The sequence below is a fragment of the Mycobacterium shinjukuense genome (genome assembly GCF_010730055.1).
Classification (GTDB): Bacteria; Actinomycetota; Actinomycetes; order Mycobacteriales; family Mycobacteriaceae; genus Mycobacterium; species Mycobacterium shinjukuense.
On sequence record NZ_AP022575.1, the window covers coordinates 2,936,484 to 2,963,374 of the forward strand.

Genomic DNA, 26,891 nt, shown 5'->3' on the forward strand with positions numbered 1-26,891 from the left:
ACGACCCCCGCCGCCCTGATTCGGTTCCACCCAATCTGCGCGCTCAACCCAGTGTGTGGGCGGACCGCACGGCCCGCTCACAGGCATCGCGAACGGCCGCTAGCGCGCCGGGCCTGCTCTGGCATCCGACGCTGATCCGGACGGCGCCGTCGAGCAACACCGTCCACCACACGTGGTGTCCGGGGCGCACTTCGCGATAGGTGACCGCGGGACGCCCGGCGTTGACACCGGACGGGTTGAAGTCGACGAACACCCCGGCCGGTTCCGCGTCGATCGCCCGTTGCAGGCTCGCCGCGGTGTCGGCCAGCGTCTCGCCGACCACCGGGGATTGGGTGATGTGCAACGCCACCTCGGGGTCCGTCGGGGAGGTGACCTGGACCCGCGCCGAACCCGGCCCGCCGAGCACCCGCTGGGTGGGCCAGTCCGCGGGAACGGTCAGCGCCACCCGTCCCTCGACCAGAAATGTCGTCGGCGCCGGCTGGGCGGACGGAGCGGGCGGACGGCCCTTGGCGGTCAGCGCCAGCAGCGCCACCGCCAGCCCCGCGGCCGCGACGCCGGCGCCCACCAGCCGCGGGCGGGCGCGGGATCCGGGAGGCGCGGCGGCCGGCTGACCCGGCTCACGCCGCGGCGACGCGGCCGCGCTCGCCAGCCGCATCAGCCGAGCGTCATCGATTTCCACCACGGTGTGGCCGGAACCGTCGCGAACCGCACCGGCGATCGCCGTCGCGAGCCGGCGCGCCCCGGCGACACCGCTGGGCACGTCGATCAGCACCACCGCCGTGGGCTCTCTCGCCATCCCGGCCACCGCCCGCGCCACCTCCTCGGCAACCGGGTCAGGATGCCTGCGGCGCACCGCGACGACCTCGGTCGCACGAACCACCACGAACCGCTCGGCGATCTCCACCAGCACGCCCGCCGGCGCGCCGCGTCGCGCCCGGGTCAGCAGCCACGACCGCGGCCGCACCACAACGTCTTTGGTCACATCCCGGGCGGCGCGGGTGATCACATCGACCCGCGACGTCGACCACCACGAGGGATGCACCAGGAGAACGCCGTCGCCGTGATCACCGGCCATGGACCGCAGCACATCGGACCACAGGGACTCGACCGCGACCGGCCGCTCGTTCACCAGCGCCACCGGGTCGTCGATGGCGCTCAGCGCCGCGGCCCACCGTGTGTCGGCCACTGGGGTTGAACCACAACATAATCGGCGAACGGTGCCCGGACCCGCCTCGATCACCGCGCGGTGTGGTGGGCTCATGGCGGCGGGCTCCAGGCAACCTGAATCAGCCGCTCGTCACCGGCACGCGTGACCAGGACTCCTCGGCCCGGCGGCAATGGCGCCGGCGGTCGGGCGCCCAGCAGGGTGCCCTCGTCGGGGCGCCCGCTCATCATCAGTCCCAGGCAACCGAGGTCGCGCAGGCCCGCCAGCAGCGGCTCGAACAGCGCCCGCGCGGCACCCCCGCTGCGGCGCGCGACGATGGCGTGCAGGCCAAGGTCGCGGGCATACGGCAGGTATTCGAGCAGGCTCAGCAGCGGGTTGCCCGCCGCGGCGGCCACCAGATCGTAGTCGTCGACCACGACGTAGAGGTCCGGGCCGGACCACCAGGATCTGGCTCGCAGCTGCTCCTGGCTCACGTCCGCCGGGGGCAGCCGCGCCCGCAGCCGGTCCAGCAGGGCGGGCAGCAGCGCAGCCAGTGCCGGCGGCGACATGGCATGGCCGCCAAGATGTTCCGACTCGACGACACCGAGCAGGGTGCGCCGGTAGTCGACGATGAACAGCTGAGCCCGCGCGGCGGTCCCGGTCCGCACGATCTCGCGGCACAGGGTCCGCAACGTGGCGGTCTTTCCGCACCCGTTGTCGCCCAGCACCAGCAGATGCGAGTGACCCTCGAAATCGACTGCGACCGGGCGCAGCCGGCGCTCCTCGAGGCCCAGCAGGATGCACGCGCCCAGTTCGTCACCCGCTTGGCGGACCACGGTCTCGCGGTCCACCCGGGCGGGCAGTAGCGGTATCGGCGGCGCCACCTCGCCGCGGCCGCGCCGCGGCTGGATCCCGTTCACCGGCAGGGCGATCGCCATGTGCAGTCCGTCGTGGGTGAGGCCGCGGCCGGGTCTGTTCCGGGGTACATGCTGCGCCTGCCTGCGGTCGAGTTCGGAATCGGCGGGATCGCCCAGCCGCAACTCGATGCGGGTGCCGATCTGATCCTTGAGCGCCGGTCGTATCTCGGCCCACCGTGAGGCCGACAGCACCACGTGGATGCCGAACGAAAGCCCTTGGACGGCAAGGGCGGTGACGGACTCTTCCAGCGTCTCGAAGTCATGTCGCAGGCTTGCCCAGCCGTCAACGACCAGGAACACATCGGGGAAAGGGTCAACGTCCCCCACCGCCGGCAGCCGACGGTACCGGGCGATCGAGTCGATGCCGCGGTCGCGCAACGTGGCCTCGCGAGCCCGCACGGCCGATTCCAGCTCGGCGACCAGGCGCCCCACCAGCTGGCGCTCCGTCCTGCCGGCGACGGCACCCACCTGCGGCAAGGCGCCGAGCCCGGCCAGCCCGCCGCCGCCAAAGTCCAGGCAGTAGAACTGCACCTGCCCCGGATCGTGGGTGGCGGCCAGCGCCGTGATCAGGGTGCGCAACGCGGTCGACTTGCCCGTTCGAGGGGCGCCCACCACCGCGACATTGCCCGCGGCGCCGGACAAGTCGACCGTCAAGGGTGTGCGGGACTGCTCGAACGGTCGGTCCACGATCCCGATCGGCACCACCAGCCCGGACGGTTCGGCCCCGAGGTCACCCAACAGGGCGTCCAGTGCGGGTGATGCCTCCAATGGCGGCAACCAGACTTGGTGCGCGGGCGGCCCCTGACCGGCCAGCCGGTCCAACACCGCCTGCAAGACGGTGGGCCCCGGCTGGTCACCGGCCCCGGCGGTGACGGATCCGGTGGCCCGTGCGGTGAACACCCGCACCGGGCTCGCGGTCGCGGCACCCGGTGGCGAGGTGCCGATCCGCCGATGCGGCCCGGAAACGTAGCCGGTCTGGAAGCGGATCACCTCCCCGGCCGGGGACCGCAAATAGGCGGCACCGGGCGTGTTCGGCAATTGGTAGGCGTCCAACGTCCCCAGCACGGTGCGTGATTCGCTGGCCGACAACGTCTTCAGGCACATCCGATAGGACAGGTGGGCATCCAGTCCGCTCAACCGGCCCTCGTCGAGCCGCTGACTGGCCAGCAACAGGTGCATACCCAACGACCGGCCCAGCCGGCCGATCGCCACGAACGTGTCCGCGAAATCGGGGTGCTGGCTGAGCAGTTCGGAGAACTCGTCGACGACGATGAACAACGTTGGCAGGGCCGGCAACTCCGCACCGGCACGGCGCGCCCGCTGGTAGTCCGCCACACTGCCCAATTGCGCAGCCCGCAGCAGCTGTTGGCGACGGTTCAGCTCACCGGCCAGCGCGTCCCGCATCCGGGCCACCAACGGCGCCTCGTCAGCGAGGTTGGTGATGACCGCGGCCACGTGCGGGGCGCGCGCCAACTCCAGGAACGCAGCACCACCTTTGAAATCGATCAACAGCAGGTTCAGGACCTCTGGAGAGTTTCTCGCCATCATGCCCAGCGCCACCGTGCGCAGCAGCTCCGACTTGCCCGACCCGGTGGCCCCGATGCACAGCCCGTGTGGGCCCATGCCCCGCTCGGCGGGCTCCTTGATGTCCAGTTCCACGGGTTCGCCGTCAACCGTGGCGCCGATCGGAACGCGAAGTCGATCGCTGTGGTTTTGATTGCGCCACAGTATGGTCGGGTCGAAGCTGGTGGGCTCGCCGATGCCGATCAGCGTCAGCCAGCCGGAGTCCCCATCACGGCGCGCGACCGGATCGCCGACCGGACACCGCGCCAACAGCCGGGCACACACCACCGCGTCAACCGGATCCAGCTGGTCCGGGCACCGCAGCGGCTCGGCGTCACCGGCGTGCCTGATCACCAGCGGAGCGCCGGCGCCGCCGGTACCCACCGCGAGGGTGACCGCACCCGCGATCCCGTCACCGACGCTCTCGTCGGCGTCGACGATCACCACCGCCCGCGGCACCGCCGCGTCCGCAAGTGCGGCGTGCGCCCGCGCCGGCGTCGGGTACACCATCCGAACGGGCCCCAGCGCGTCGCGGCTGCGCGGATGTTGGTTGTGCGGCAACCACTTCAGCCAATCCCAGTGGTCGCGATGACGGTCACTGACCACGCCCGCGATCAGCACTTGGTGGGGAGCGTGCAGCACCGCCAGCTGGCAGATCATCGCGCGCAACAGCCCGCGGGCCCGGCCCACGTCACCGTCGATCCGCACGGTCGCGCCGGCACGCAACGCGATGGTGATCGGTGCGGCGGCGATCGTCGAGTGCGCGCGCAGGAACCGTTGCAGCGCGGTGACCGTGACCGGATCGGACCGCCGTGCGGGTGGCATCTCCGGGGCCACCAAACGGGTGGCAAGCGGCTGACGTCCGACACCGACACGCACGCGGCAGAAGTCCGGATCGGCCGGTCCCCGCTCCCACATCCGCCGACCGCCGATCAACGTCCACAGCGTGTCGGGCTGGGGGTGCGTCAGTTCCAGCGACAACCGTTGGGCCGCCGCGGTTTCAGTGACACGGGTGCGCAGGCCGCTGAGGTAGGCAAGGTATTCGACGCGGTCGGCGTCGATCCCCTTGCCCCGCTGACGGCCGGGTCCGGTCACCGCCGTCACCACCAACGAGGCCAGCATCATCACCGGGAAGGCCAGAAACATCGGGCTGCGTGCGCCGGGGGCGCCGGAGAGCAGCGCCGCCGCCATGACGCCCAGCGTCGCGACCGACATGACCATCGGCAGCAGACGGACCAGCATGCCCGACGGTGGTGATCCCGGCACCTCGGGCGGCGCGGCAATCTCGACGTCCTCGGTGGCCACCGCCGGCCTGACGGTCATGGTGGGCCAAGGTAGCCAGCGCAGGATCCGGGCGCAAGTCAGCTGTGGATAGCCGGACATGGGGTGATCGGGATCTGGCTAGCCTGCCGGCAATGTCTGCATCCGATGCATCCGAGCTGCGCCGGGTCGCCGTGCATGCCGGGGACACCGTCGTTGACCTGGCGCTTCCCGCCGCGGTGCCGGTGGCCACGCTGATCCCGCTGATCGTCGACATGTTGGGCATCCGCTACGGCGAACGGGCGACCCGTTACCGGCTGTCCCGGCCGGGCGCGCCCGCTTTGCCGGGTGCGATGACGCTGGCGCAGAACGGCATCCACGACGGCGCCGTCCTGTTGTTGACCGAATCGATCACCGAGCCACCGGTTGCTCGCTGCGATGATGTGGCCGAGGCGATTTCGGCGACCCTCGCCGGCGTGGCCCGGGCCGGGGCTGGGCGCGCGACCCGGATCACCGCCGCGTTGGCCGCCGTCGGCCTTACCGGAATCGGCTGCGCGGTGTTGATCCGAAACGAGGTGAGCGCCAACGCCGCCGGTGCCACGGCCGGTGCCGCCGCGGCCGCCGGGATGGCCGCACTGGCGTTTGCCGGGATCGCGGGCCGGGCGTATCGGGACCCGATCGCCGGGCTCACGCTGAGCGTTGTCGCCACCGCATTCGCGGCGGTTGGCGGCCTGCTGGCGGTTCCCGGTGCTCTCGGCGTTCCCAACGTGTTGCTCGCCGCGATGGCAGCGGCCGTGGCCGCGGTGCTGGCAATGCGGGTAACGGGCTGTGGTGTGGTCACATTGACCGCGATGGCATGCTCGGCCGCGGTTGTCGCGGCGGCCGCGCTGGTTGGTGTGATCACCGCGGCCCCGCCTCCGATCATCGGGTCGCTGGGCATGCTGGCCTGCTTCGGACTGCTGGAGGTCGCGGCGCGGGCATCGATCGCGTTGGCCGGCTTGTCGCCTCGGCTGTCGGCGGAACCGGACCCAGATCCCGCGGATCTGCTGGCTACCAAGGCGATCCGCGCCAGCGACTGGTTGACCAGCCTGCTGGCCGCGTTCTCGGCCACCGCCGCCCTGGGGGCCATCGTCACCGTGCTCGCCAGCCCACACCTGAGCGGTTTCGCGGTGGCCTCCGCCGCCGGCGCGTCACTGCTGCTGCGTGCCCGGGGGTGCGACGGCGGACGAACGGTGATCTTCGCGGTCAGTGGGATCGGCGTGATGGCAACCACATTCGCCGTCGCAGCGCTTCGAGCCCCAGCGCAGGGGCCTTTGCTGGTCACGCTGACGGCGATGCTGGCCGCTGTGGCGATGTGTCTGGGTTTCGTTGCTCCCGCGATGGTCCTCTCGCCGGTCGCACGCCGAAGCGTCGAGATCCTGGAGTGTCTGGCGTTGCTCGGCCTGGTGCCGCTGACCTGCTGGGTGTGCGGCTTCTTCGGTGCCATTCGTGGCCTGGATCTGACATGACGGTGACCGGGTCCCGGGTGCTGCGGCTGTCGGTGGCGGCGGCGCTCACCGTGCTTCCCCAGTGCGGGGCACCGTCGGCACGCGCCGTCGCGCCGCCGCCGATTGACGAAAGGTGGCTGCCCGCACCGGCATTGCCGGTGCCACCGCAGCCCACCGTGCAGCGCGAGGTCTGCACCGTGGTGGCGGCGGACGCGGACCGGGCGGCGGCGCCGGCTCAGCTCGCAGACTTTGACCGGCCACAGATTTGGCAACTCACCCGGGGCGCCGGCCAGCGGGTCGCGATCATCGACACCGGCGTTTCGAGACACCCGCGGCTGCCCGAGCTCATCGCCGGCGGCGACTACGTGTCCACCGGCGACGGCACCCAGGATTGCGATGCGCACGGCACTCTGGTGGCCGGAATCATCGCTGCCGCACCCGATCCCGATACGGACAAGTTCAGCGGTGTAGCGCCCGACGTCACCGTGATCAGCATCCGCCAATCCAGCACCAAGTTCGCCCCGGTGGGCGACCCAACCTCCACCGGGGTCGGTGACGTGGACACCCTGGCCAAGGCCGTTCGAACGGCCGCCGATCTCGGTGCTTCGGTGATCAACATTTCGTCGGTGGCCTGCGTTGCGGCCGCGGCCGCACTCGACGACCGCGCGCTGGGCGCCGCGCTGGCGTACGCGGTCGACGTCAAGAACGCCGTCGTGGTTGCCGCCGCCGGTAATACCGGGGGCGCCGGGCAGTGTCCGGCTCAGCGGTCCGACGTCACCCAGGACACCGTTACCGTCGCCGTGAGCCCGGCCTGGTATGACGACTACGTGCTGGCCGTCGGCTCGGTGAACGCCCAGGGGACCCCGTCGGCTTTCACTCTTGCCGGCCCTTGGGTGGATGTCGCCGCCACCGGAGAGGGGGTGACCTCGCTCAGCCCGGTGGGCGAGGGGATCGTGAATATCGTTGACGGACAGGGTGGTTCGGTACCGTTGTCGGGCACCAGTTATGCCGCGCCGGTGGTCAGCGGGCTGGCCGCGCTGATCCGGGCCCGGTTCCCGGCGTTGACCGCGCGTCAGGTCATGCAGCGCATCGAGGCGACTGCCCATCATCCGCCCGCCGGATGGGATCCGCTAGTCGGCAACGGCACGGTGGATCCGCTGGCCGCGGTCAGCACCGGCCCAATGCCACCGGCCACCGGGCCCGGGCTCGGCCCCAAACCCATAGCCACACCGGCGTCGCCACCGCCAACCCCGCCGGATCGCGCCCGGAACACCGCCCTGGCCGGCTCGGCGATCTGCCTGACGGTGCTGGCCGCCGCGGTGGCCAGCGGCCGGCTGCGCCGGCTACGGCGGTCCGGTCACGACGGTGTCACGGGCGACTGACGCCTGCTGCCGGCTCAGTTCCGGTCCGGCAGGCAGGGTCGCCAGCACCGGCCACGGCGCCGGCGGCGGCCCGGCCGGCAGGCCGAGGTCGTGCGCCGCGTCGTCGTCGTGAACGGCGAACCGCACCCCGGTGTCGGTGACCAGATAGCGGGTGCCCACCCGGGTGACGACCGTGGGGTCGCCGGAAAGGCCGCGCGCGGCGACGTAGGCGCTGCGGCCCGGCGGGAGATAGACGGCGTCCAGCGCGGGGCCGTGGCCGTCGGCTTGCGACAACGTCACCGCGGTGTGCCCGGCCGGCACCGGCGGCCGGCTACCCACCAGGAACTCGACGTCGGCGCCGCCCGCCGGCCCGGGCGCCCAGCTCACGCACAGCGTGCCATCGCCACCATCCGACGGTGGCGATGCCCGGTCGGGAAAGTCGGGAAAGGAGGCCACCGGCAGGGTGTTCACCAGGGGAGCCGCGCGGATCACATCGGGCGCCACCGCGATCGCGGTGGCGCTGCCCTGCGAGTCGCTGAACCGCAGCAGATCCGCGGCGACCTGGCCGATTCGCTGGACCCCGTCGGCGAGCACCACGTAGTACTCGTCACCCTGGGCGCGGGTGACGCGCAGCACGCTGCCAACCCGAAAACCGGGCAGCGCGGCGGCCGGCCCGCCCACGCCGCGAATCCGGGGCACCGTGATTGGCGGCGCCTCCGGAACCGCGGTGAGCAAAGACGGCGACACCACGTGACGGACCCGCCCGTCCAGCCTGAGCGCGCGCAGCACCGCGGCCTCGGCAACATCGACCGCGGCCCGGCGTCCGCGGTACAGCAAATAGGCCGGCGCGTCGGATCCGGTCGCGACCAGGATGGCCTGGTCGGCGGCCAGACGACGCACGAGCGTCGAGTTCACGGGTCCGACGAGGACCGTTGTGGTCGCGTCGGTGTCGCACATGGTCCAGCTCGACTCGCCGCCGGCCAGGGGTCGGGTCAGCAACTGCGGCGCGCCCGGAATGCCCAGCAGCGGACCCCGTTTGGTGCGGGTTAACGCGGATTCGGGCACGGGCGTGGGGTTGGCGTCGGTCGCGGCGATCAACCGCGCCGAGGCCAGGTTCAGCACCGGATGCCAGGTATCGCCGACTCGCACATAGAGCGCTCCGGTCTGCCGACCCATCACGATCCGCGCCTCAGCCAGCTCGGCCGCCGGCCGCAGCAACGCGACGACCGCGCATCCCGCCAGGGCGATGACCGCCACCACGCAACCGACCGCCAGCGCCGCCGCCCGCGCCCGCCGCGGTTCGTCCAGCATGCGGATATCCCCGCGCAGCAACGCGCATTCGATGCGCCGCAGCAGCACACGGTGGCCGCTGACGTGCAGCCAGGTGGTCGCCGAGCCCGGCACCGATGCCCCCAATTCCCCTCGATCGCCAGCGCCCACGCTAGGCTCCCGGCCACCGGTACGTCACGATCCATCCACAGGCGCGGAGGTTTGGTCGCACCTGGCTGCGGGTAAAGTCCCGACGTGACCATGCACCCCGCACGCCTGGCGGCGCGCGCCCTGGTCGGCGCGGCCGTCCTGGTGGTCGCGGCCAGCGCGACAACGGCCATCCCGGTCGCTTCCGCCACGGACTGCCCGGACGCCGAAGTCACCTTTGCCCGCGGCACCAGCGAGCCGCCCGGCATCGGCCGGGTCGGCCACGCCTTCGTCGACGCACTGCGCCAGCAGACCAGCGGCATGACCGTCGGGGTGTATGCGGTGAACTACGCCGCCAGCCGGCTGCAGCTGCACGGCGGTGACGGCGCCAACGATGTGATCTCCCACGTCAAGTCCATCGCGTCGACCTGCCCGGCCACCAAGATCGTGTTGGGCGGCTACTCCCAGGGTGCGGGCGTCATCGACATCGTGGCCGGGGTGCCCTTGGGCGGCATCAGCTTCGGCAGTCCGCTGCCGGCCGAATACGCGGACAACATCGCGGCGGTCGCGGTTTTCGGCAATGTGGCCAACCGCACCGGTGGATCGCTGACGACGCAGAGCGCCCTGCTGGGTTCCAAGGCCATCGACCTGTGCAACCCCAGCGACCCGATCTGTCACGCGGGCCCCGGCAACGAGTGGAGCGGACACACCGAAGGCTACGTCCCGGTGTACACCACCCAGGCGGCGAGCTTTGTCGCGGCGAAGCTGTTCGCGGCGTCACGGCCGCCGGTGGTGCAGTTGCCCGGGCCGGTCCCGCAGGCGCCCGGGCCCGCCCCGCAGCCGCCCGGGCCCGCCCCGCGGGCGCCCGGGTCGGTCGTCGGCGCCCCAGGGCCCGTGGTGCAGCCGCACTGACGCACCGTCAGTAGGCCCGTAAAATCGCGGCATGAGGCCTACCAGGGTAAAACCGCGCCGACGGTTCGCCAGCCTGATGGTCGCCGCAATCGCGGCGGCCGCGTTTGTGCTCGGCCCCGCACCGGCACCTCCAGCATCGGCGTCCTGCCCCGACGTGGAGGTGATCTTCGCCCGGGGAACCGGTGAGCCGCCCGGCATCGGCCGGGTGGGCCAGGCGATGGTGAGCGCATTGCGCCAACAAACCGGCAAGAGCATCACGACATACGGGGTGAACTATCCGGCCAACAAGGACTTCCTGGCCGCCACCGACGGCGCCAATGACGCCAGCGACCACGTGCAGCAGATGGCCACTGCGTGCCCCGACACCAGGCTGGTGCTCGGTGGATACTCCCAGGGTGCCGCCGTGATCGATATCGTCACCGCCGCACCGGTGCCCGGGCTCGGCTTCACCCAACCGTTGCCGCAGGAAGCGGCCGAGCACGTCGCCGCGGTCACCCTCTTCGGGAATCCGTCCGACCGCGCGGGCGGGCTGATGACCGCCCTGAGCCCGCATTTCGCAGGCAAGATCCTCAACCTGTGCACCGAGGGCGACCCGGTCTGCTCGGACGGCAACCAATGGAAAGCGCATACCGGCTACGTGCCGGCAATGACCAACCAGGCCGCCAGCTTCGTCGCCAGCAAGATCTAACTCTAACGCGAGCGCAGATCCCGGGTAATCACGTTCCGCGCCGCGAGCTGGTCGTCGGGTGGATAGTCCACGCCGACCAACGTCAACCCGCGCGCCGGGGCGGCCGCGAAGTCGCTGGATCGGGCTGCGGCAGCGAGCAGCTCGCGACACCAGCCCACCGGGCGCTTACGTTCGCCGACGGCCAGCAGCGCCCCGACCAACGACCGCACCATCGACCAGCAGAACGCGTCGGCGGTGACGTGGGCGGTGATCAGCTCACCGTCGCGCGACCAGTCCAGCCGCTGCAGCTCGCGGATCGTGGTGGCGCCGTCGCGATGTCGGCAGAACGCGGCGAAATCGTGCAGCCCCAACAGATCCCGTGACGCCGCCGTCATGGCGGCAACATCGAGGGCACGCGGCCAGGCGGTGACATAACGAGCCCGCTGCGGCTCCACGCCGTAGGGCGCGGTGCTCAGCCGGTAGGCGTAATGCCGGCGCAGCGCCGAAAACCGCGCGTCGAAACCCGCTGGCGCGCGGGTGATATCGCAGACGCGGACATCGGCGGGCAGAAACCGGCCCAGCCGCCGCAGCAGCGGCAGGAATTCCGGCTCACCGGCGCAGGGCCTACGTGGGTAGGCGTTCGGCACGGCGTCACCGGGCACATCGACATGGGCGACCTGCCCGGTGGCGTGCACGCCCGCATCGGTGCGCCCGGCCGCGCGCAGCCGCACCGGTGTGCGAAAAACGGTCGTCAACGCCTCATCGAGCACGCCGGCCACCGTGCGCTGCCCGGATTGCGCAGCCCAGCCGGCGAAATCGGTTCCGTCGTAGGCGATATCGAGCCGCAGACGGACGACCCCGTTAATTCTCCGGAGCCTCGTCGGGGGCCTCGGCGGGCTTGTTGGCCTCGGCTTCGGTGGCCGGCTCGGCCTCGGCTTCGCCGACCGGCTCGGCCTCGGCTCCGGTGGCCGCCTCGGCCTCGGCTTCGGTGGCCGGCTCGGCCTCGGCTTCGCCGACCGGCTCGGCCTCGGCTTCGCCGACCGGCTCGGCCTCGGCTTCGGTGGCCGGCTCGGCCCGCTCGGCCGCAGCCTGCGTGGCCGGTGCTTCCCCGGCCGGCGCGGCCTCCCTTGCCGACTTGGCCCGCTTGGCTGGTGGCTGCTGGGCCCTGGCCTGCGCGGCAGCCACCCGGCGGGCCCGATTCGCCTCCGAGGTCACCGTCTTCTCCCGTACCAGCTCGATCACCGCCATCGGAGCGTTGTCGCCCTTGCGCGCTTCGACCTTGATGATGCGGGTGTAGCCGCCGTCGCGGTCGGCGAAAAACGGCCCGATCTCGGCGAACAACGTGTGCACCACATCCTTGTCGCGGATCTTCTTGAGCACCTCGCGCCGATTGTGCAACGTGCCTTTCTTGGCGTGCGTGATCAGCTTCTCCGCGTATGGTCGCAGCGCCCGAGCCTTGGGTTCGGTGGTTTTTATCCGGCCGTGCTCGAACAGCGACGTGGCCAAGTTGGCCAAAATCGCCTTCTGATGCGACGGCGACCCGCCGAGGCGAGGGCCCTTGGTGGGCTTGGGCATTGGTGAGACTCCTGTCTAAATCCCGTTCGAAGGCAGCCCGCTACAGCTGCTCGGTCTCGGCGTAGTCCTGCTCTTCGTAGCCCGTGTCGGTGGCCCAGCCGCCGGTGGCGACGTCGTAACCCGCGACTTCCGAGGGGTCGAAGCTGGGCGGGCTGTCCTTGAGCGACAGTCCCAGCTGGTGCAGCTTGACCTTCACCTCATCGATGGACTTCTGGCCGAAGTTGCGGATGTCGAGCAGGTCAGATTCGGTACGTGAGACCAGCTCGCCGACGGTGTGCACACCCTCGCGCTTGAGGCAGTTGTAGGACCGCACGGTCAGGTCCAGGTCGTCGATCGGCAGCGCAAACGACGCGATGTGGTCGGCCTCAGCCGGCGACGGCCCGATCTCGATGCCCTCGGCCTCGACGTTGAGTTCGCGTGCCAGCCCGAACAATTCGACCAGCGTCTTACCCGCCGATGCCAACGCGTCGCGCGGCGTGATCGAACTCTTGGTCTCCACGTCCAGAATCAGCTTGTCGAAGTCGGTGCGCTGCTCGACACGGGTGGCTTCCACCTTATAGGTCACCTTGAGCACCGGCGAGTAGATGGAATCGACTGGGATACGGCCGATTTCGGCGCCCGAAGCCCTGTTCTGCACGGCCGGAACATAGCCGCGCCCGCGCTCGACGACGAGCTCGATTTCCAGCTTGCCCTTGTCGTTCAGCGTGGCGATGTGCATGGACGGGTTGTGCACGGTGACACCGGCAGGCGGCACAATGTCACCCGCGGTGACCTCGCCCGGACCCTGCTTGCGCAGATACATCGTGACCGGCTCGTCCTCCTCCGAGGACACCACCAGGCCTTTGAGGTTCAAGATGATGTCGGTGACATCCTCTTTCACCCCGGGCACGGTGGTGAACTCGTGCAGCACGCCGTCGATGCGGATGCTGGTGACCGCCGCGCCGGGAATCGACGACAGCAGTGTGCGACGCAGCGAATTGCCCAGCGTGTAACCGAATCCCGGCTCCAGCGGCTCGATGACGAACTGGGACCTGTTGTCGGTGAGGATGTCCTCGGACAATGTGGGGCGCTGTGAAATCAGCATGGTGTTTCTTCTTCTCCTTCTCGGCACCCGCTATTTGATGCCGTCGGGGGTACTCGGGGGCGGCGCCCACGAGGGTGGGGGTACTCGGGGGCGGCGCCCACGAGGGTGGGTCTACTTCGAGTAGTACTCGACGATCAGCTGCTCGGCCAGTGGCACGTCGATCTGTGCGCGTTCGGGCAGCTGGTGGATCAGGATGCGTTGACGTTCCCCCACCACCTGCAGCCAGCTCGGGATGGGCCGGTCGCCGGCCGTCTCCCGGGCGATCTGGAACGGCACCGTGTTCAGGGACTTGTCCCGCACGTCGATGATGTCGTACTGGGAGACCCGGTAACTGGGCACGTCGACCTTGACACCGTTGACGGTGAAGTGCCCGTGGGTGACCAGCTGGCGCGCCATCCGGCGGGTGCGGGCCAAACCGGCTCGGTAGACGACGTTGTCCAGCCGGCTCTCCAGGATCTTCAGCAGCTCTTCACCCGTCTTGCCGGGTTGCCGCACGGCCTCTTCGTAGTAGCGGCGGAACTGTTTTTCCATCACCCCGTAGGTGAAGCGAGCCTTCTGCTTCTCCTGCAGCTGCAGCAGGTATTCGCTTTCCTTGATCCGCGCGCGGCCGTGCTGGCCGGGCGGATACGGACGCTTTTCGAAGGCCTGGTCACCACCGACCAGATCGGTGCGCAGCCGGCGTGATTTGCGGGTGACGGGTCCGGTGTAACGAGCCATGGTTTTCTCCTAGACGCGCCGACGCTTGGGCGGGCGGACACCGTTGTGCGGCTGGGGGGTGACATCGGCGATCGCGCCCACCTCCAGGCCGGCGGCCTGCAGCGACCGGATCGCGGTCTCGCGGCCCGAACCCGGGCCCTTGACGAACACATCGACCTTGCGCACCCCGTGCTCCTGCGCCTTGCGCGCGGCGTTCTCGGCGGCCAGCTGAGCCGCGAACGGGGTCGACTTGCGCGATCCCTTGAAGCCGACGTGTCCCGACGACGCCCAGGCGATGACGTTGCCCTGCGGGTCGGTGATCGTCACGATGGTGTTGTTGAACGTGCTCTTGATGTGGGCGGCGCCGTGCGGGACGTTCTTCTTTTCCCGCCGACGGGTCTTCTGGCCCTTTTTGGTCTTGGGCGCGGCGGCGCTTGCCTTCTTCGGTGGCATCGGTTACCTGGCCTTCTTCTTGCCTGCGATGGTGCGCTTGGGGCCCTTGCGGGTGCGCGCGTTGGTCTTGGTCCGCTGGCCGCGCACCGGAAGCCCGCGGCGGTGCCGCAAACCCTGATAACAGCCGATCTCGATCTTGCGGCGGATGTCGGCCTGCACCTCGCGGCGCAGGTCGCCCTCCACCTTCAGGTTGGCTTCGATGTAATCGCGGAGCCGGGTGAGCTGGTCGTCGGACAGGTCTTTGGTGCGCAGATCCCGGTCGATGCCGGTGGCGGCCAGGATTTCGTTGGAGCGGGTACGGCCGATGCCGTAGATGTAGGTCAGGGCGATCTCCATGCGCTTGTCGCGCGGCAAATCGACGCCCACTAGTCGTGCCATGGGTGGCGCTTCCTCTTCCTCGGCGGAGGTCTGGTCCCAGCCCGTTCCCTGCCCGAACGATATCCGGGCGCGGGGCCCGGCCTCCGTCCGGGCGTGGATGAGCTGGCCCATCGCCATCGATGCCAGCCGCTCAGTGGTGCTGGGAGGTCTGCATTGAGTTGTCCGGGTGGCGGCGGGGTGCGGCCGCCTCGATTACCCCTGCCGCTGCTTGTGGCGCGGATCGGAGCAAATCACCATGACCCGCCCGTGCCGACGGATCACCCTGCACTTGTCGCAGATCGGCTTGACGCTCGGGTTCACCTTCACGGCAGTCTCGGTCCTGTTCTCTGTGTTCTCGCTACTTGTACCGGTACACGATGCGGCCCCGGGACAGGTCGTAGGGCGACAACTCCACCACCACCCGATCCTCGGGCAGGATGCGGATGTAGTGCTGGCGCATCTTGCCGCTGATGTGGGCGAGCACCCTGTGGCCGTTCTCCAGCTCAATGCGAAACATGGCATTGGGCAGGGGCTCGACCACCCGGCCCTCGACCTCGATGGCACCGTCCTTCTTGGCCATTACTTCCTGGCGATCCTCACTTCTTGCTTGCGCACCCGGGCTGGCACAGCGCATGTCGGACTACACAACGTGAGCCGGTGGTGGAAATTTCCGCGAAGTGTTCCGAGAAATTTCGGACTGGGCACACCAGGAGCCGGCACGGCACGCCGCACCGTCGTTCCACATTACCCGCACCCCGACGCTGGACGCAAAACGCGGCCCGGGTCTGTGGGGCGATGGTTGCCCGCCGACCGGTCATGCAAACACCCACGGGATCTGAACTCGCTCGCCGCGTCCAGAGGGTACCGAGGATGACACTTCGGGGAGGGCTGAAGGGTGGCCCCGCCCGTTCCGAGAAGCTGACGGCGGACCAGCGATCCAAGATTGCTAGAAGAGCTGCGCTTGCCCGGTGGGCTCGGCGGCAGCAGCACTAAAGGGGTCAGTGTAGTCCTTCGGATTACGCCGCTCCACTATCACTTGTCTAATTGCACGAATTTCGTCACCGGCTGTATAGAAGCGCCCACGCTTCTCTCCATGCGGAATTAGTAGGCCGGCGTTTGATAGCATTTGGAGATCGCGGGTCGCCGTTTGTTCACTAACCGTATCGTCGCTCTGGCCTTCAAGTATCGCACGATAAACTGATCTGCGCACGCGCAATCCCATTGCCGCATCGAATAAAGCTTCCATCGTCCGATCGGGCAGTCGATTTCGTCTTATGAGCCGATCCAATTCAATGTATAGCTTCTCGATCTCATCGGTACGTCGGAGAACCGTCTTCGCTTGGCGAAGGTGCGCGGTAAGAACGAAGCGAATCCATGGACGCGCATCATTGGTGGGCTGCCACGAGCCGCCGCCCACCTTGGCCAGTACATCGTAGTAGTCGAGGGTGTAGCGCCCCAGGTACTCCTCGATGCTTGAGAAGACCGGAGACACAATCCCCTCTCGCGCGAGTACTAGCGTCTGCAGGCAGCGGGCCATCCTTCCGTTGCCGCCCCTGAAGGGGTGGATAAGAACAAGATTTAGATGGGCCATCGCCGCTTTGACAACGATCGGGAGAGATTCTTCGTTTTCTAAAACGCACACGAGCTCGTGCATGAGCTGATCTAATTCGTCAACATCGGCGCCTTCGTAAACAATCTCGTGGGTGTCTGGCTTCGAACCCCTCGATGCTGTTCGAACCCTGTACCGCGCGGGCAAACTGCATACGACGCAACGAACCCGTCCATCGCCTCGGTTCATAGAGCCGTGACCGCAGCTTTTGCCGCAGCTCGTCGACCTGCCCGAGCACTTCGCACTCGCGTGCGTCCAGAGCTGGCGCCTCAAACAACATGAGGATCATCTCCTTATCAACACTCACCGGGATAAATAATAATACTCACGATGAGCGTTAATAATTGTCATTCCCTGGCTTCTCGGCTCGCCAACCGTGTTCAACTCAGCACAGATGACCTGCGGCTGCATGTGCGGGCCGTTGCGACTGCGATCGCCGGAGACATCGACTGAGTCAAACCGACCCACTACCGGCCACTGTCGGCCCTAGCCCGAAAGCGGCACATAGGAATAGGGCACGCGGCCCACGGGTTAGAGTCACCATGACCGACACTGCTGCCAACTCTGGCGCTGGCAAGCCAAACCTGGGCCGGTTCGGATCGTTCGGACGCGGCGTGACGCCTGCGCAGGCCAAAGAAATCGAATCCTTGGGTTACGGGGCCGTCTGGGTGGGAGGTTCACCGCCGGCCGCGCTGGCCTGGGTGGAACCCATCCTCGAGGCCACGACCACCTTGCAGGTGGCCACCGGCATCGTCAACATCTGGTCGGCGCCCGCCAAGCCGGTTGCCGACTCGTTTCACCGGATCGACAAGGCCTACCCGGGCCGCTTCCTGCTGGGTATCGGCGTCGGCCATGCCGAGGTGGTCACCGAATACCGCAGGCCCTACGACGCGCTGGTGAGCTATCTGGACCGGCTCGACGAGTACGGCGTGCCGGCCAACCGTCGCGTGGTCGCCGCGCTGGGCCCGCGGGTCCTGAAGCTGTCGGCGCAACGCAGCGCGGGCGCCCACCCCTACCTCACCACTCCGGAGCACACCGCCCGGGCCCGGGAACTGCTGGGACCGTCGGCGTTTCTGGCACCCGAACACAAGGTGGTGCTGACCACCGACGCGGAGCGGGCCCGTGCGGTGGGCCGCAAAGCCCTTGGCATCTATTTCAACCTGGCCAACTACCGCAACAACTGGAAACGGCTGGGCTTCACCGACGACGACATCACCGCGCCGGGCAGCGACCGCCTGGTCGACGCCGTGGTCGCATACGGCAGCACCGACACCATCGCGGCCCGGCTCACCGAGCACCTGCACGCCGGAGCCGACCACGTCCCCGTCCAGGTCCTCACCGGAGCTGACCAGCTGGTCCCCGCCCTGGCCGAATTGGCCGGGGCGCTCGGGCTGGAAACGGCCATGCGGCGCTGACGATCGGGATGGTCTGACCCGCGCTGGACCAGACAACTGGCCGCGGGCGCTGCTCGGTTAGGGTTTGACGCATGCGGTTGCTGGTAACCGGCGGGGCCGGCTTCATCGGCGCGAATTTCGTGCACAGCACCGTACGCGATTATCCCGACGACACGGTGACGGTGCTCGACGCCTTGACCTACGCCGGGCGGCGGGAGTCGTTGGCCGATGTCGCGGACGCCATCCGGCTGGTGGAGGGCGACATCACCGACGCCGAGCTGGTTTCGCAGCTGGTGGCCGAATCCGACGCGGTGGTGCATTTCGCCGCCGAATCCCATGTCGACAACGCGCTGGATGACCCGGAGCCGTTCCTGCGCACCAACGTCGTCGGTACCTTCACCATCTTGGAGGCGGTGCGGCGCCACGGCGTGCGCCTGCACCACATCTCGACCGACGAGGTCTATGGCGACCTCGCGCTCGACGACCCGCAGCGGTTCACCGAGACCACGCCTTACAACCCGTCGAGTCCGTACTCGGCGACCAAGGCCGGCGCGGACATGCTGGTCCGGGCCTGGGTGCGGTCCTACGGCGTACCCGCGACGATCTCCAACTGCTCCAACAACTACGGGCCGTATCAGCACGTGGAGAAGTTCATCCCGCGCCAGATCACCAACGTGCTCACCGGGCGGCGCCCCAAGCTGTATGGCAGCGGCGCCAACGTGCGCGACTGGATCCACGTCGAGGACCACAACAGCGCGGTCCGGCGAATCCTGGAGAAGGGCCAGATCGGCCGGACCTACCTGATCAGCTCCGAAGGCGAGCGCGACAATCTGACGGTGCTGCGCACGCTGCTGCGCCTGATGGGACGCGATCCGGACGACTTCGACCATGTTCCCGACCGCGTCGGTCACGACCTGCGATACGCGATCGATCCCTCCACCCTGTACAGCGAATTATGCTGGGCCCCAAAGCACACCGACTTCGAAGAAGGACTGCGTGACACCATCGACTGGTACCGCAAAAACGAGTCGTGGTGGCGCCCGTTGAAGGACGCCGCGGAGGCCCGCTACCAGGAACGCGGTCAATGAGATGAAAGCACGCGAACTCGACGTCCCGGGCGCCTGGGAGATCACCCCGACCATCCACCGCGATCCCCGCGGACTGTTCTTCGAATGGCTTACCGATCACGGGTTTCGCGCATTTGCCGGTCACCGCTTGGACGTCCGGCAAGCCAATTGCTCGGTATCGTCGGCCGGTGTGCTGCGCGGCCTGCACTTTGCCCAGCTGCCACCGAGCCAGGCCAAATACGTGACCTGCGTGTCCGGCGCCATCTTCGATGTGGTGGTCGACATCCGTTTGGGCTCGCCGACATTCGGCCGTTGGGCCTCGGTGCTGCTCGACGACCGGGACCGCAGGTCCGTCTACATCTCAGAGGGCCTCGCGCATGGTTTTCTTGCGCTGCAAGACAATTCGACGGTGATGTATCTGTGTTCGGCGGAATACAACCCGCAGCGCGAGCACACCATCTGTGCTACCGATCCAACGCTGGCAATCGACTGGCCGCTGGTCGGCGGGGCGGCACCCAGCTTATCCGACCGCGACGCCGCGGCCCCCAGCTTCGACGAAGTGCGCTCCTCAGGCCTGTTGCCCAGCTGGCAGGAGACGCAGACGTTCATCCGAGATCTGCGCGGTGCCTAACGGGCGGCTGTACGCCAGCTGGCCGGACATACATACTGCTTCTACCAGATCCGCCGATATCGCGGGCGCAGGCCGATGAGAAGGAGAGCGTGGTGAAGCGCGAGTTGTTGACCGCCGCCGGAGCGGCGACCTGCGTGGCGGTACTGGCCGGGTGTTCCAGCGACGACGAGGCGGCGAGCCCCTCGCCGGGCGCGCCGAAGTCCAGCGTGGCCACCGGTGCCGCGACCCCGTCCAGCGCCACACCGGCAGCACCGGGAGAGACCAGGGTCATCATCGGCGGCCGGGCGCAGAATGTCGGTGGCCCCGTGGTGTGCTCGACGAACGACGGCAAGTTCTCCATTGCCATCGGCGACCTGCTCACCGGCGTCATCGTCGGCCTGGAACCCGACGCCTCGGCGGTCCGCAGCGCCGGGCTGGGCACCGTTGACGGGGTTGTGTTGAGCTTCACCGAGGGCGCGCCCGGCAACAGCGCCACCGCCACCAAGAACGGCAACAGCTACCGGATCACCGGCACCGCCACCGGTGTGGACAGCGCGGGGCAGCAGGTCAGCAAGACCTTCGAAGTCGACGCCACCTGTCCCTAGTGCTGTATGGCGGGCTGCCTGCGCCTATCGCTCGTTTTTCTTGTCGGCACGCCGTGGCATACTAGCACGTATGTTCGATAGGATGGCCGCGGTGGTGCCGCAACCGGAGGTGATCGCCCGCTTCGATGAGCTCGTTGAGCGGCGTTACCCGTCGGCCACCGCGGAGTCCGCGGCGATGGTGGATCGGATCTGCTCGGCGTCGCGGGCGGAGAACCGGGCCGCGGCCGCGCAGCTGGCCGCGATTGGCGACTTGTTCGGCTACCGGTTGGCGCGCTGCTCGGAGAACGAGGACTGGGCGATCGACACGATGGAGGCGGTGGCCGCCGAGCTGGCCGCTGCGTTGCGGATCAGTCAGGGGTTGGCGGGTAGCCGGCTGCGCTACGCGCGGGCGATGCGGGAGCGGCTGCCGCGGGTGGCTGAAGTGTTCAAGGCCGGCGATATCGACTATCGGATGTTTCAGACGATCGTGTATCGCACCGACCTGATCACCGACCGCGAGGTGCTGGCGGCGGTGGACGCCGAGCTGGCCGCCAAGGTGCCGCGCTGGCCGTCGCTGAGCCGGGGTCGGCTGGCCGGGCAGGTCGACAAGATCGTGGCCCGCGCCGACGCCGATGCGGTGCGGCGGCGCCAGGAGCACCAGGCCGATCGGGAGATCTGGATCACGGATTGCGTCGACGGTGTCTGCGAGATCCACGGCAGCCTGTTGACCCCGGACGCGCACGCCCTGGACAAGCGGTTGACCGCGCTGGCGGCCACCGTGTGTGCGCACGATCCGCGCAGCCGCCAGCAGCGCCGCGCCGATGCGCTGGGCGCGTTGGCCGCGGGGGCCGATCGGCTGGGCTGTCGCTGCGGGCGGCCCGACTGCGCGGCCGGGGGCCGGCCGGCGCCACCACCGGTCGTTATTCATGTGATCGCCGACCAAGCCAGCCTCGACGGCACCGGGTCGACGCCGGGCTCGCTGGTGGCAGCCGACGGGCTCATCGCACCCGAACTCGTTGCCGAACTGGCCAAGTCGGCAAAGCTGGTGCCGCTGGTCCACCCGGCCGACGCCCCACCCGAGCCGGGATACGCGCCGTCGCAGGCGCTGGCCGATTTCGTGCGCTGCCGGGATCTGACCTGCCGCTGGCCCGGCTGTGACCGGCCCGCGGTCGATTGCGACCTCGACCATACGATCCCCTACGCCGACGGCGGGCCCACCCATGCGGCCAACCTCAAATGTTATTGCCGTACCCATCATTTGGTGAAAACGTTTTGGGGCTGGCGGGACAAGCAACTGCCCGACGGCACCCTGATCCTGACCTCACCGGCCGGGCACACCTACGTCACCACCCCCAGCAGCGCCCTGCTTTTTCCCAGCCTGTGCCGCGCCACCGGCGGTCTCCCGGCACCCGAAGCCGACCCACCGTTGGACTACTGCGGCGAGCGCACCGCGATGATGCCCAAACGGCGGCGCACCCGCGCGCAAGACCGGGCCCAGCGCATCGCCACCGAACGCCGACACAATCACCACGCTCGCACGGCCCAGCCGAGCGCGTGCACCAGCTCCTCCGGGCCGGCCCCACCCGAGGCCGACGACGACCCGCCGCCGTTTTGATGCGGACTGCTGCGACGTCGACATCGCCTCAGGCCCAGACGATCTCACGCGAATCGGCGTGTGGGGGTAATCCCTGCATGGTCGAGGCGTAGACCAGAGACACCTTGCGGGCATGTTTCGGGCTGGATGAAGATGAAGCCATGGCCCACACACTGCGCCTCACCACGCTGGACGAGGTGTTCATCGCCGCCGACGATGAGCTCGTTCCGTCAGTGCAAATAGAGGCACGGGTGTCCGGTCGCCTCGACCCCGACCGGCTTGCCGCCGCGCTACGCACCGCGGTCGCGAAGCACCCCCTGGCCCGGGCGCGCCTTGGCAGCGCGAGCCTCACCGCGCGGTCGCTGTACTGGGAGGTCGCTGATCGCGCCGACCACCTGGCCGTGGAGATCACCGATGAACCCGTCAACGAGGTGCGCAGTCGCCTGTACTCCCGGGCTCCTGATCTGTCCCGCAGCCCGGCCTTCGCCGTCACGGTGGTTCGCGAGACCCGGGGCGACCGTCTGCTACTCAACTTGCACCACGCCGCCTTCGACGGCATGGGCTCGCTGCGTCTTCTGCTCTCCCTGGCCCGGGCGTACGCGGGTGAGCCCGACGAGGTGGGCGGTCCTCCGATCGAGGAAGCCCGCGACCTCAAAGACATCGCCGGCTCCCGGGGACTGTCCGACCTGCTGATCCGCGCCCACACCCTGGCGACCACAGCCGTCGACCGCAAGCGGGTCACCCGGGTGGCCCCCGATGGGGGCTGCGCCGACGGGCCGCGCTACGTTTTCGCCCCACTCACCATCGAGGACGACGACACCACCACCGCGCTGGCCCGCCGGCCTGCCGACGCGACCGTCAATGACCTGGCCATGGCCGCGCTGGCGTTGACAGTCCTGCGGTGGAACCGCGTGCACGATCACCCCGTCGGTGACTCGGTGTCGGTCAACATGCCGGTGAACTTCCGGCCCGCCGCGTGGTCGAGTGAGGTGATTTCCAATTTCTCCAGCTATCTTGCGATCGTCCTGCAGGTCGACGACGTGACCGACCTCGAGCGGGCGACCGCCCTAGTCGCCGGGATTACTCGGCCGTTGAAACGGGCCGGAGCGGCCGGGTGGGTGGTCGACCTGCTCGAGCGGGGAAGCGCGCTGCCGGCGCGGCTCAAGCGTCAGTTCCAGCTGCTCCTCCCATTGGTCGAAGACCGGTTCGTCGACAGCACCTGCCTGTCGAACCTGGGCCGGGTCGCCATCCCCGCCTTCGGCGGCGAGGCCGGCGACACCACCGAGGTGTGGTTTAGCCCGACGTCCGCCCTGCGCGCCATGCCCGTCTGTCTCGGGCTGGTGGGCACCGGCAGGACGCTGCGCGCCATGTTCCGCAGCGACGGGCGCAGCATCGGCGAGCAGGCGCTGGGCCGCTTCGCCGCGATGTATCGCGACACGCTGCTGACCTGAGCGCCCGGCCATTGAAAGTCCGGCGGCTTGCCACCGCACGCGCACGGTTACTAGGATATGCAAGTATCATCCCGACATCCTTGGGACAAGCCATGACCACACAGGTTCCACACTTGGTTGATGGGCAGCGCATCGCCGGCCGGTCCACCCGCACCGCCGACGTCTTCGACCCCAACACCGGCCAGGTCCAGGCCACCGTGCCGATGGCCGGCAAGGCCGACGTCGACGCGGCCGTGGCCTCTGCCGTCGAGGCGCAAAAGGGCTGGGCCGCTTGGAATCCGCAGCGCCGAGCCCGGGTGCTGATGCGCTTTGTCGAGCTGGTCAACGACCACACCGACGAGCTGGCCGAGCTGTTGTCCCGCGAGCACGGCAAGACGCTGGCCGACGCCCGCGGCGACATCCAGCGCGGCATCGAGGTGATCGAGTTCTGCATCGGCGTTCCCCACCTGCTCAAGGGCGAATACACCGAGGGCGCCGGCCCCGGCATCGACGTCTACTCGCTGCGGCAGCCGCTGGGCGTGGTCGCCGGCATCACCCCGTTCAACTTTCCGGCGATGATCCCACTGTGGAAGGCCGGCCCGGCCCTGGCGTGCGGAAACGCCTTCGTGCTCAAGCCCAGTGAGCGCGACCCGTCGGTTCCGGTGCGGCTGGCCGAGCTGTTCATCGAGGCCGGCCTGCCCCCGGGCGTGTTCCAGGTGGTGCACGGCGACAAGGAGGCCGTCGACGCCATCCTGCACCACCCCGACATCAAGGCCGTCGGCTTCGTCGGCAGCTCGGAGATCGCCCAGTACATCTCCGCGACGGCCGCTGCCACCGGCAAGCGGTCGCAATGCTTCGGCGGCGCCAAGAACCACATGATCGTGATGCCCGACGCGGACCTCGACCAGGCCGTCGACGCCCTGGTCGGCGCCGGGTACGGCAGTGCCGGCGAACGGTGCATGGCGATCAGCGTCGCGGTCCCGGTCGGCGAGCAGACCGCGAAGCGGCTGCGCGCCAGGCTGATTGAGCGGATCAACAATCTGCGGGTCGGGCACAGCCTGGACCCCAAGGCCGACTACGGTCCGCTGGTCACCGCGGCCGCACTGGCACGCGTGCGCGACTACATCGGCCAAGGAGTCGCGGCCGGCGCCGAGCTGGTCGTCGACGGCCGCGACCGCGCCAGCGACGAGCTCATGTTCGGCGACGCGAACCTGGAGGGCGGCTTCTTCATCGGGCCGACGCTGTTCGACCATGTCGCCGCCCACATGTCGATCTATACCGACGAGATCTTCGGGCCGGTGTTGTGCATGGTCCGCGCCCACGACTACGAGGAGGCGTTGCGGCTGCCCTCGGAACACGAATACGGCAACGGGGTGGCGATCTTCACCCGCGACGGCGACGCCGCCCGCGACTTCGTCGCGCGGGTCCAGGTGGGCATGGTCGGCGTGAACGTGCCGATCCCGGTGCCGGTGGCCTACCACACTTTCGGTGGCTGGAAACGCTCCGGCTTCGGCGACCTCAATCAGCACGGCCCGGCGGCGATCCAGTTCTACACCAAGGTCAAGACCGTCACGTCGCGGTGGCCGTCCGGAATCAAGGACGGTGCCGACTTCGTCATCCCCACCATGAATTAGCGCCGACGTCAGCATGTTCACCCTCAACGACGACGAACGCGTGATCACCGAGACGGCGGCCGCCTTCGCCGGCAAGCGCCTGGCCCCGCACGCCCTGGAATGGGATGCCGCCAAGCACTTTCCGGTGGACGTGTTACGCGAGGCCGCGAAACTCGGGATGGCGGCGATCTACTGCCGCGACGACGTGGGCGGCAGCGGGCTGCGCCGGCTCGACGGGGTGCGTATATTCGAGCAGTTGGCGACCGCGGATCCGGTCACCGCCGCGTTCCTGTCCATCCACAACATGTGCGCGTGGATGATCGACAGCTTCGGCACCGACGAGCAACGCACGGACTGGATTCCGCGCCTGGCCACGATGGACGTCATCGCCAGCTACTGCCTGACCGAGCCCGGCGCCGGGTCCGATGCCAGCGCACTGAGCACCCGCGCCGTCAGGCACGGCGGCGACTATGTGCTCGACGGCGTCAAACAGTTCATCTCCGGTGCCGGAGCCTCCGATGTCTACCTGGTGATGGCCCGCACCGGAGACCAAGGCCCGCGTGGTATTTCGGCGTTCATCGTCGAAAAGGGCTCGCCGGGGCTGAGTTTCGGGGCGCACGAGGAGAAGATGGGCTGGCATGCGCAGCCGACCGCGCAGGTGATTCTGCAGGGAGTGCGGATACCCGCCTCGGCCATGCTAGGCGGCGCCGATGGTGAAGGCGCAGGCTTCGGCATTGCGATGAATGGCCTCAACGGCGGCCGACTCAACATCGCGGCGTGCTCACTGGGAGGCGCCCAGGCCGCCTTCGAGAAGGCGGGCGCCTATGTTCGCGACCGGCAGGCGTTTGGCACGCCGCTGCTCGACGAACCGACCGTCCGCTTCACCCTGGCCGACATGGCCACCGGGCTGCAGACGTCACGAATGTTGTTGTGGCGGGCTGCAAGTGCGCTCGACGACGACGCCGCCGACAAGGTCGAGCTGTGCGCGATGGCCAAACGCTATGTCACCGATACTTGCTTCGATGTCGCCGACCAGGCCCTGCAGCTACACGGCGGCTATGGCTATCTGCGCGAGTATGGTCTGGAGAAGATCGTCCGCGATCTGCGGGTGCATCGAATCCTGGAAGGGACCAACGAGATCATGCGGGTGGTAATCGGTCGCGCCGAGGCCGCGCGGTTCCGTGCCGCCGTTTAGAGAGGCTCAGATGACGACCATCGCCTTCCTTGGTTTAGGCAACATGGGTGCGCCGATGTCGGCGAATCTGGTGGGCGCGGGCCATGTCGTGCGCGGATTCGACCCGGCACCCGCGGCGGCGTCCGGCGCGGCGGCGCACGGTGTCACGGTGGTTCGCAGCGCCCCCGAAGCGGTGGCCGAGGCCGAAGTGGTCATCACCATGCTGCCCACCGGCGACGTCGTCAAACGCTGCTACGCCGAGGTGCTGGCCGCCGCACGTCCGGCAACGCTGTTCATCGACAGCTCCACGATCTCGGTCAACGATGCCCGTGAGGTGCACGCGCTGGCCGAATCGCGCGGCATGCTCCAACTGGATGCGCCGGTCTCCGGCGGGGTGAAGGGCGCCGCCGCCGGGACGCTGGCATTCATGGTCGGCGGCGACGAGTCAGCGCTGCGGCGGGCACGCCCGGTGCTAGAGCCCATGGCGGGCAAGATCATTCACTGCGGTGCGGCCGGTGCCGGACAGGCCGCCAAGGTATGCAACAACATGGTGCTGGCGGTGCAGCAGATCGCCATCGCCGAGGCGTTCGTGCTGGCCGAGAAGCTCGGGCTGTCCGCGCAGTCGTTGTTCGACGTCATCACCGGCGCGACCGGCAATTGCTGGGCGGTACACACCAACTGCCCGGTACCGGGCCCGGTGCCCAGCTCACCGGCCAACGACGGCTTTCGGCCGGGGTTTTCAACCGCGCTGATGAACAAGGACCTGGGCCTGGCCATGGACGCGGTGGCCTCCACCGGCGCGGCGGCCCCGCTGGGCAGCCACGCCGCCGAGATCTACGCCAAATTCGCCGCCGACCATGCCGACCTGGACTTCAGCGCGGTGATCCAAACGTTGCGCGGCAACTGAATTCGCCGACACACCCC

Annotated in this window: 24 protein-coding genes and 2 pseudogenes; 14 read left to right on the forward strand and 12 right to left on the reverse strand. The window is 68.9% G+C overall.

What is annotated here, in order from left to right; translation table 11 throughout:
• Window positions 1–43 precede the first annotated feature (43 nt).
• Window positions 44–1,261, reverse strand: a complete 1,218-nt coding sequence (locus tag G6N20_RS13185) for a type VII secretion-associated protein (protein ID WP_083045881.1) — start codon at window positions 1,259–1,261, stop codon at window positions 44–46.
• Entirely contained in the window at window positions 1,258–4,947 is a 3,690-nt protein-coding gene (gene eccCa / locus G6N20_RS13190) for a type VII secretion protein EccCa (protein ID WP_083045973.1), read from the reverse strand. Before eccCa ends, G6N20_RS13185 begins: the two co-directional genes overlap by 4 nt.
• Window positions 4,948–5,039: 92 nt before the next feature.
• On the opposite strand from eccCa, the gene eccD reads away from it, so the two are divergent.
• A complete protein-coding gene (gene eccD / locus G6N20_RS13195) occupies window positions 5,040–6,392 on the forward strand; it encodes a type VII secretion integral membrane protein EccD (protein WP_083045882.1) in 1,353 nt (450 codons plus the stop codon).
• Between the two features lie 2 nt (window positions 6,393–6,394).
• Window positions 6,395–7,753: a type VII secretion-associated serine protease mycosin gene (gene mycP / locus G6N20_RS13200; RefSeq protein ID WP_142271825.1), complete on the forward strand. Its 1,359-nt coding sequence runs from the start codon at window positions 6,395–6,397 to the stop codon at window positions 7,751–7,753.
• On the opposite strand, the gene eccB is transcribed toward mycP, so the two are convergent.
• Window positions 7,715–9,136, reverse strand: coding sequence for a type VII secretion protein EccB (eccB, locus tag G6N20_RS13205; protein WP_083045884.1), 1,422 nt, complete (start codon window positions 9,134–9,136; stop codon window positions 7,715–7,717). The genes mycP and eccB overlap by 39 nt on opposite strands.
• 126 nt (window positions 9,137–9,262) lie before the next feature.
• Between eccB and G6N20_RS13210 the strand changes: the two genes are divergently transcribed.
• Window positions 9,263–10,060: a cutinase family protein gene (locus G6N20_RS13210; RefSeq protein ID WP_083045974.1), complete on the forward strand. Its 798-nt coding sequence runs from the start codon at window positions 9,263–9,265 to the stop codon at window positions 10,058–10,060.
• Between the two features lie 31 nt (window positions 10,061–10,091).
• Window positions 10,092–10,748, forward strand: coding sequence for a cutinase family protein (locus G6N20_RS13215; protein ID WP_083045885.1), 657 nt, complete (start codon window positions 10,092–10,094; stop codon window positions 10,746–10,748).
• A 2-nt stretch (window positions 10,749–10,750) separates the two neighbouring features.
• Here G6N20_RS13215 and truA read toward each other — a convergent pair whose 3' ends face one another.
• The 9 genes and pseudogenes from truA to G6N20_RS13260 all read right to left on the reverse strand — a co-directional run bounded on the left by truA (window position 10,751) and on the right by G6N20_RS13260 (window position 16,546).
• Window positions 10,751–11,593, reverse strand: a complete 843-nt coding sequence (gene truA, locus G6N20_RS13220; RefSeq protein ID WP_083045886.1) for a tRNA pseudouridine(38-40) synthase TruA — start codon at window positions 11,591–11,593, stop codon at window positions 10,751–10,753.
• A gap of 163 nt (window positions 11,594–11,756) precedes the next feature.
• Window positions 11,757–12,302: pseudogene (gene rplQ, locus G6N20_RS13225) on the reverse strand (50S ribosomal protein L17); the annotation flags it as partial.
• Window positions 12,303–12,342: 40 nt separating this feature from the next.
• The gene (locus G6N20_RS13230; RefSeq protein WP_083045888.1) at window positions 12,343–13,386 is read right to left on the reverse strand and encodes a DNA-directed RNA polymerase subunit alpha; all 1,044 of its coding nucleotides are present in this window, start codon (window positions 13,384–13,386) and stop codon (window positions 12,343–12,345) included.
• Between the two features lie 111 nt (window positions 13,387–13,497).
• Window positions 13,498–14,103 carry a 30S ribosomal protein S4 gene (gene rpsD, locus G6N20_RS13235; RefSeq protein WP_083045889.1) on the reverse strand — a complete coding sequence of 202 codons (606 nt, stop codon included), beginning with the start codon at window positions 14,101–14,103 and terminating at the stop codon, window positions 13,498–13,500.
• Between the two features lie 9 nt (window positions 14,104–14,112).
• The gene (gene rpsK, locus G6N20_RS13240) at window positions 14,113–14,535 is read right to left on the reverse strand and encodes a 30S ribosomal protein S11 (RefSeq protein ID WP_083045890.1); all 423 of its coding nucleotides are present in this window, start codon (window positions 14,533–14,535) and stop codon (window positions 14,113–14,115) included.
• Window positions 14,536–14,538: 3 nt separating this feature from the next.
• A complete protein-coding gene (gene rpsM / locus G6N20_RS13245) occupies window positions 14,539–14,913 on the reverse strand; it encodes a 30S ribosomal protein S13 (protein WP_083045975.1) in 375 nt (124 codons plus the stop codon).
• Between the two features lie 192 nt (window positions 14,914–15,105).
• Window positions 15,106–15,219, reverse strand: coding sequence for a 50S ribosomal protein L36 (gene rpmJ / locus G6N20_RS13250; RefSeq protein ID WP_003879483.1), 114 nt, complete (start codon window positions 15,217–15,219; stop codon window positions 15,106–15,108).
• A 31-nt stretch (window positions 15,220–15,250) separates the two neighbouring features.
• Window positions 15,251–15,472 (reverse strand): translation initiation factor IF-1, encoded by a 222-nt coding sequence (infA, locus tag G6N20_RS13255; RefSeq protein WP_066851228.1) that lies wholly within the window; start codon window positions 15,470–15,472, stop codon window positions 15,251–15,253.
• Window positions 15,473–15,838: 366 nt separating this feature from the next.
• On the reverse strand, window positions 15,839–16,546 hold the full coding sequence (locus tag G6N20_RS13260) for a Fic family protein (protein ID WP_232065340.1): 708 nt from the start codon (window positions 16,544–16,546) through the stop codon (window positions 15,839–15,841).
• A gap of 309 nt (window positions 16,547–16,855) precedes the next feature.
• Between G6N20_RS13260 and G6N20_RS22435 the strand changes: the two are divergent.
• The 10 genes and pseudogenes from G6N20_RS22435 to mmsB form a co-directional block, all read left to right on the forward strand.
• Window positions 16,856–16,951 (forward strand): annotated as a pseudogene (locus G6N20_RS22435) (IS1 family transposase); the annotation flags it as partial.
• Window positions 16,952–17,043: 92 nt separating this feature from the next.
• Entirely contained in the window at window positions 17,044–17,916 is an 873-nt protein-coding gene (locus G6N20_RS13265) for an LLM class F420-dependent oxidoreductase (RefSeq protein WP_083045892.1), read from the forward strand.
• A 71-nt stretch (window positions 17,917–17,987) separates the two neighbouring features.
• On the forward strand, window positions 17,988–18,983 hold the full coding sequence (rfbB, locus tag G6N20_RS13270) for a dTDP-glucose 4,6-dehydratase (RefSeq protein WP_083045893.1): 996 nt from the start codon (window positions 17,988–17,990) through the stop codon (window positions 18,981–18,983).
• A gap of 1 nt (window position 18,984) precedes the next feature.
• Window positions 18,985–19,593: a dTDP-4-dehydrorhamnose 3,5-epimerase gene (gene rfbC, locus G6N20_RS13275; protein WP_083045894.1), complete on the forward strand. Its 609-nt coding sequence runs from the start codon at window positions 18,985–18,987 to the stop codon at window positions 19,591–19,593.
• A gap of 92 nt (window positions 19,594–19,685) precedes the next feature.
• Window positions 19,686–20,177 (forward strand): lipoprotein LpqH, encoded by a 492-nt coding sequence (locus G6N20_RS13280; RefSeq protein ID WP_083045895.1) that lies wholly within the window; start codon window positions 19,686–19,688, stop codon window positions 20,175–20,177.
• A 70-nt stretch (window positions 20,178–20,247) separates the two neighbouring features.
• Window positions 20,248–21,771 carry an HNH endonuclease signature motif containing protein gene (locus tag G6N20_RS13285; RefSeq protein ID WP_083045896.1) on the forward strand — a complete coding sequence of 508 codons (1,524 nt, stop codon included), beginning with the start codon at window positions 20,248–20,250 and terminating at the stop codon, window positions 21,769–21,771.
• Between the two features lie 140 nt (window positions 21,772–21,911).
• Window positions 21,912–23,201, forward strand: coding sequence for a hypothetical protein (locus G6N20_RS13290; RefSeq protein WP_083045897.1), 1,290 nt, complete (start codon window positions 21,912–21,914; stop codon window positions 23,199–23,201).
• A gap of 92 nt (window positions 23,202–23,293) precedes the next feature.
• Complete coding sequence (locus G6N20_RS13295) at window positions 23,294–24,814, forward strand: CoA-acylating methylmalonate-semialdehyde dehydrogenase (RefSeq protein ID WP_083045898.1); 1,521 nt, start codon at window positions 23,294–23,296, stop codon at window positions 24,812–24,814.
• A gap of 13 nt (window positions 24,815–24,827) precedes the next feature.
• A complete protein-coding gene (locus G6N20_RS13300; protein WP_083045899.1) occupies window positions 24,828–25,988 on the forward strand; it encodes an acyl-CoA dehydrogenase family protein in 1,161 nt (386 codons plus the stop codon).
• A gap of 10 nt (window positions 25,989–25,998) precedes the next feature.
• Complete coding sequence (gene mmsB, locus G6N20_RS13305) at window positions 25,999–26,874, forward strand: 3-hydroxyisobutyrate dehydrogenase (protein ID WP_083045900.1); 876 nt, start codon at window positions 25,999–26,001, stop codon at window positions 26,872–26,874.
• The last annotated feature ends 17 nt before the right edge of the window (window positions 26,875–26,891 follow it).

Coding starts and splice junctions, on each gene's coding strand:
- G6N20_RS13185 (WP_083045881.1), bottom strand. CDS start 1,261: ATGAGCCCACCACACCGCGCGGTGATCGAGGCGGGTCCGGGCACCGTT.
- eccCa (WP_083045973.1), bottom strand. CDS start 4,947: ATGACCGTCAGGCCGGCGGTGGCCACCGAGGACGTCGAGATTGCCGCG.
- eccD (WP_083045882.1), top strand. CDS start 5,040: ATGTCTGCATCCGATGCATCCGAGCTGCGCCGGGTCGCCGTGCATGCC.
- G6N20_RS13210 (WP_083045974.1), top strand. CDS start 9,263: ATGCACCCCGCACGCCTGGCGGCGCGCGCCCTGGTCGGCGCGGCCGTC.
- G6N20_RS13215 (WP_083045885.1), top strand. CDS start 10,092: ATGAGGCCTACCAGGGTAAAACCGCGCCGACGGTTCGCCAGCCTGATG.
- G6N20_RS13230 (WP_083045888.1), bottom strand. CDS start 13,386: ATGCTGATTTCACAGCGCCCCACATTGTCCGAGGACATCCTCACCGAC.
- rpsD (WP_083045889.1), bottom strand. CDS start 14,103: ATGGCTCGTTACACCGGACCCGTCACCCGCAAATCACGCCGGCTGCGC.
- rpsK (WP_083045890.1), bottom strand. CDS start 14,535: ATGCCACCGAAGAAGGCAAGCGCCGCCGCGCCCAAGACCAAAAAGGGC.
- rpsM (WP_083045975.1), bottom strand. CDS start 14,913: ATGGCACGACTAGTGGGCGTCGATTTGCCGCGCGACAAGCGCATGGAG.
- infA (WP_066851228.1), bottom strand. CDS start 15,472: ATGGCCAAGAAGGACGGTGCCATCGAGGTCGAGGGCCGGGTGGTCGAG.
- G6N20_RS13260 (WP_232065340.1), bottom strand. CDS start 16,546: ATGCACGAGCTCGTGTGCGTTTTAGAAAACGAAGAATCTCTCCCGATC.
- G6N20_RS13265 (WP_083045892.1), top strand. CDS start 17,044: ATGACCGACACTGCTGCCAACTCTGGCGCTGGCAAGCCAAACCTGGGC.
- rfbB (WP_083045893.1), top strand. CDS start 17,988: ATGCGGTTGCTGGTAACCGGCGGGGCCGGCTTCATCGGCGCGAATTTC.
- rfbC (WP_083045894.1), top strand. CDS start 18,985: ATGAAAGCACGCGAACTCGACGTCCCGGGCGCCTGGGAGATCACCCCG.
- G6N20_RS13285 (WP_083045896.1), top strand. CDS start 20,248: ATGTTCGATAGGATGGCCGCGGTGGTGCCGCAACCGGAGGTGATCGCC.
- G6N20_RS13290 (WP_083045897.1), top strand. CDS start 21,912: ATGGCCCACACACTGCGCCTCACCACGCTGGACGAGGTGTTCATCGCC.
- G6N20_RS13295 (WP_083045898.1), top strand. CDS start 23,294: ATGACCACACAGGTTCCACACTTGGTTGATGGGCAGCGCATCGCCGGC.
- G6N20_RS13300 (WP_083045899.1), top strand. CDS start 24,828: ATGTTCACCCTCAACGACGACGAACGCGTGATCACCGAGACGGCGGCC.
- mmsB (WP_083045900.1), top strand. CDS start 25,999: ATGACGACCATCGCCTTCCTTGGTTTAGGCAACATGGGTGCGCCGATG.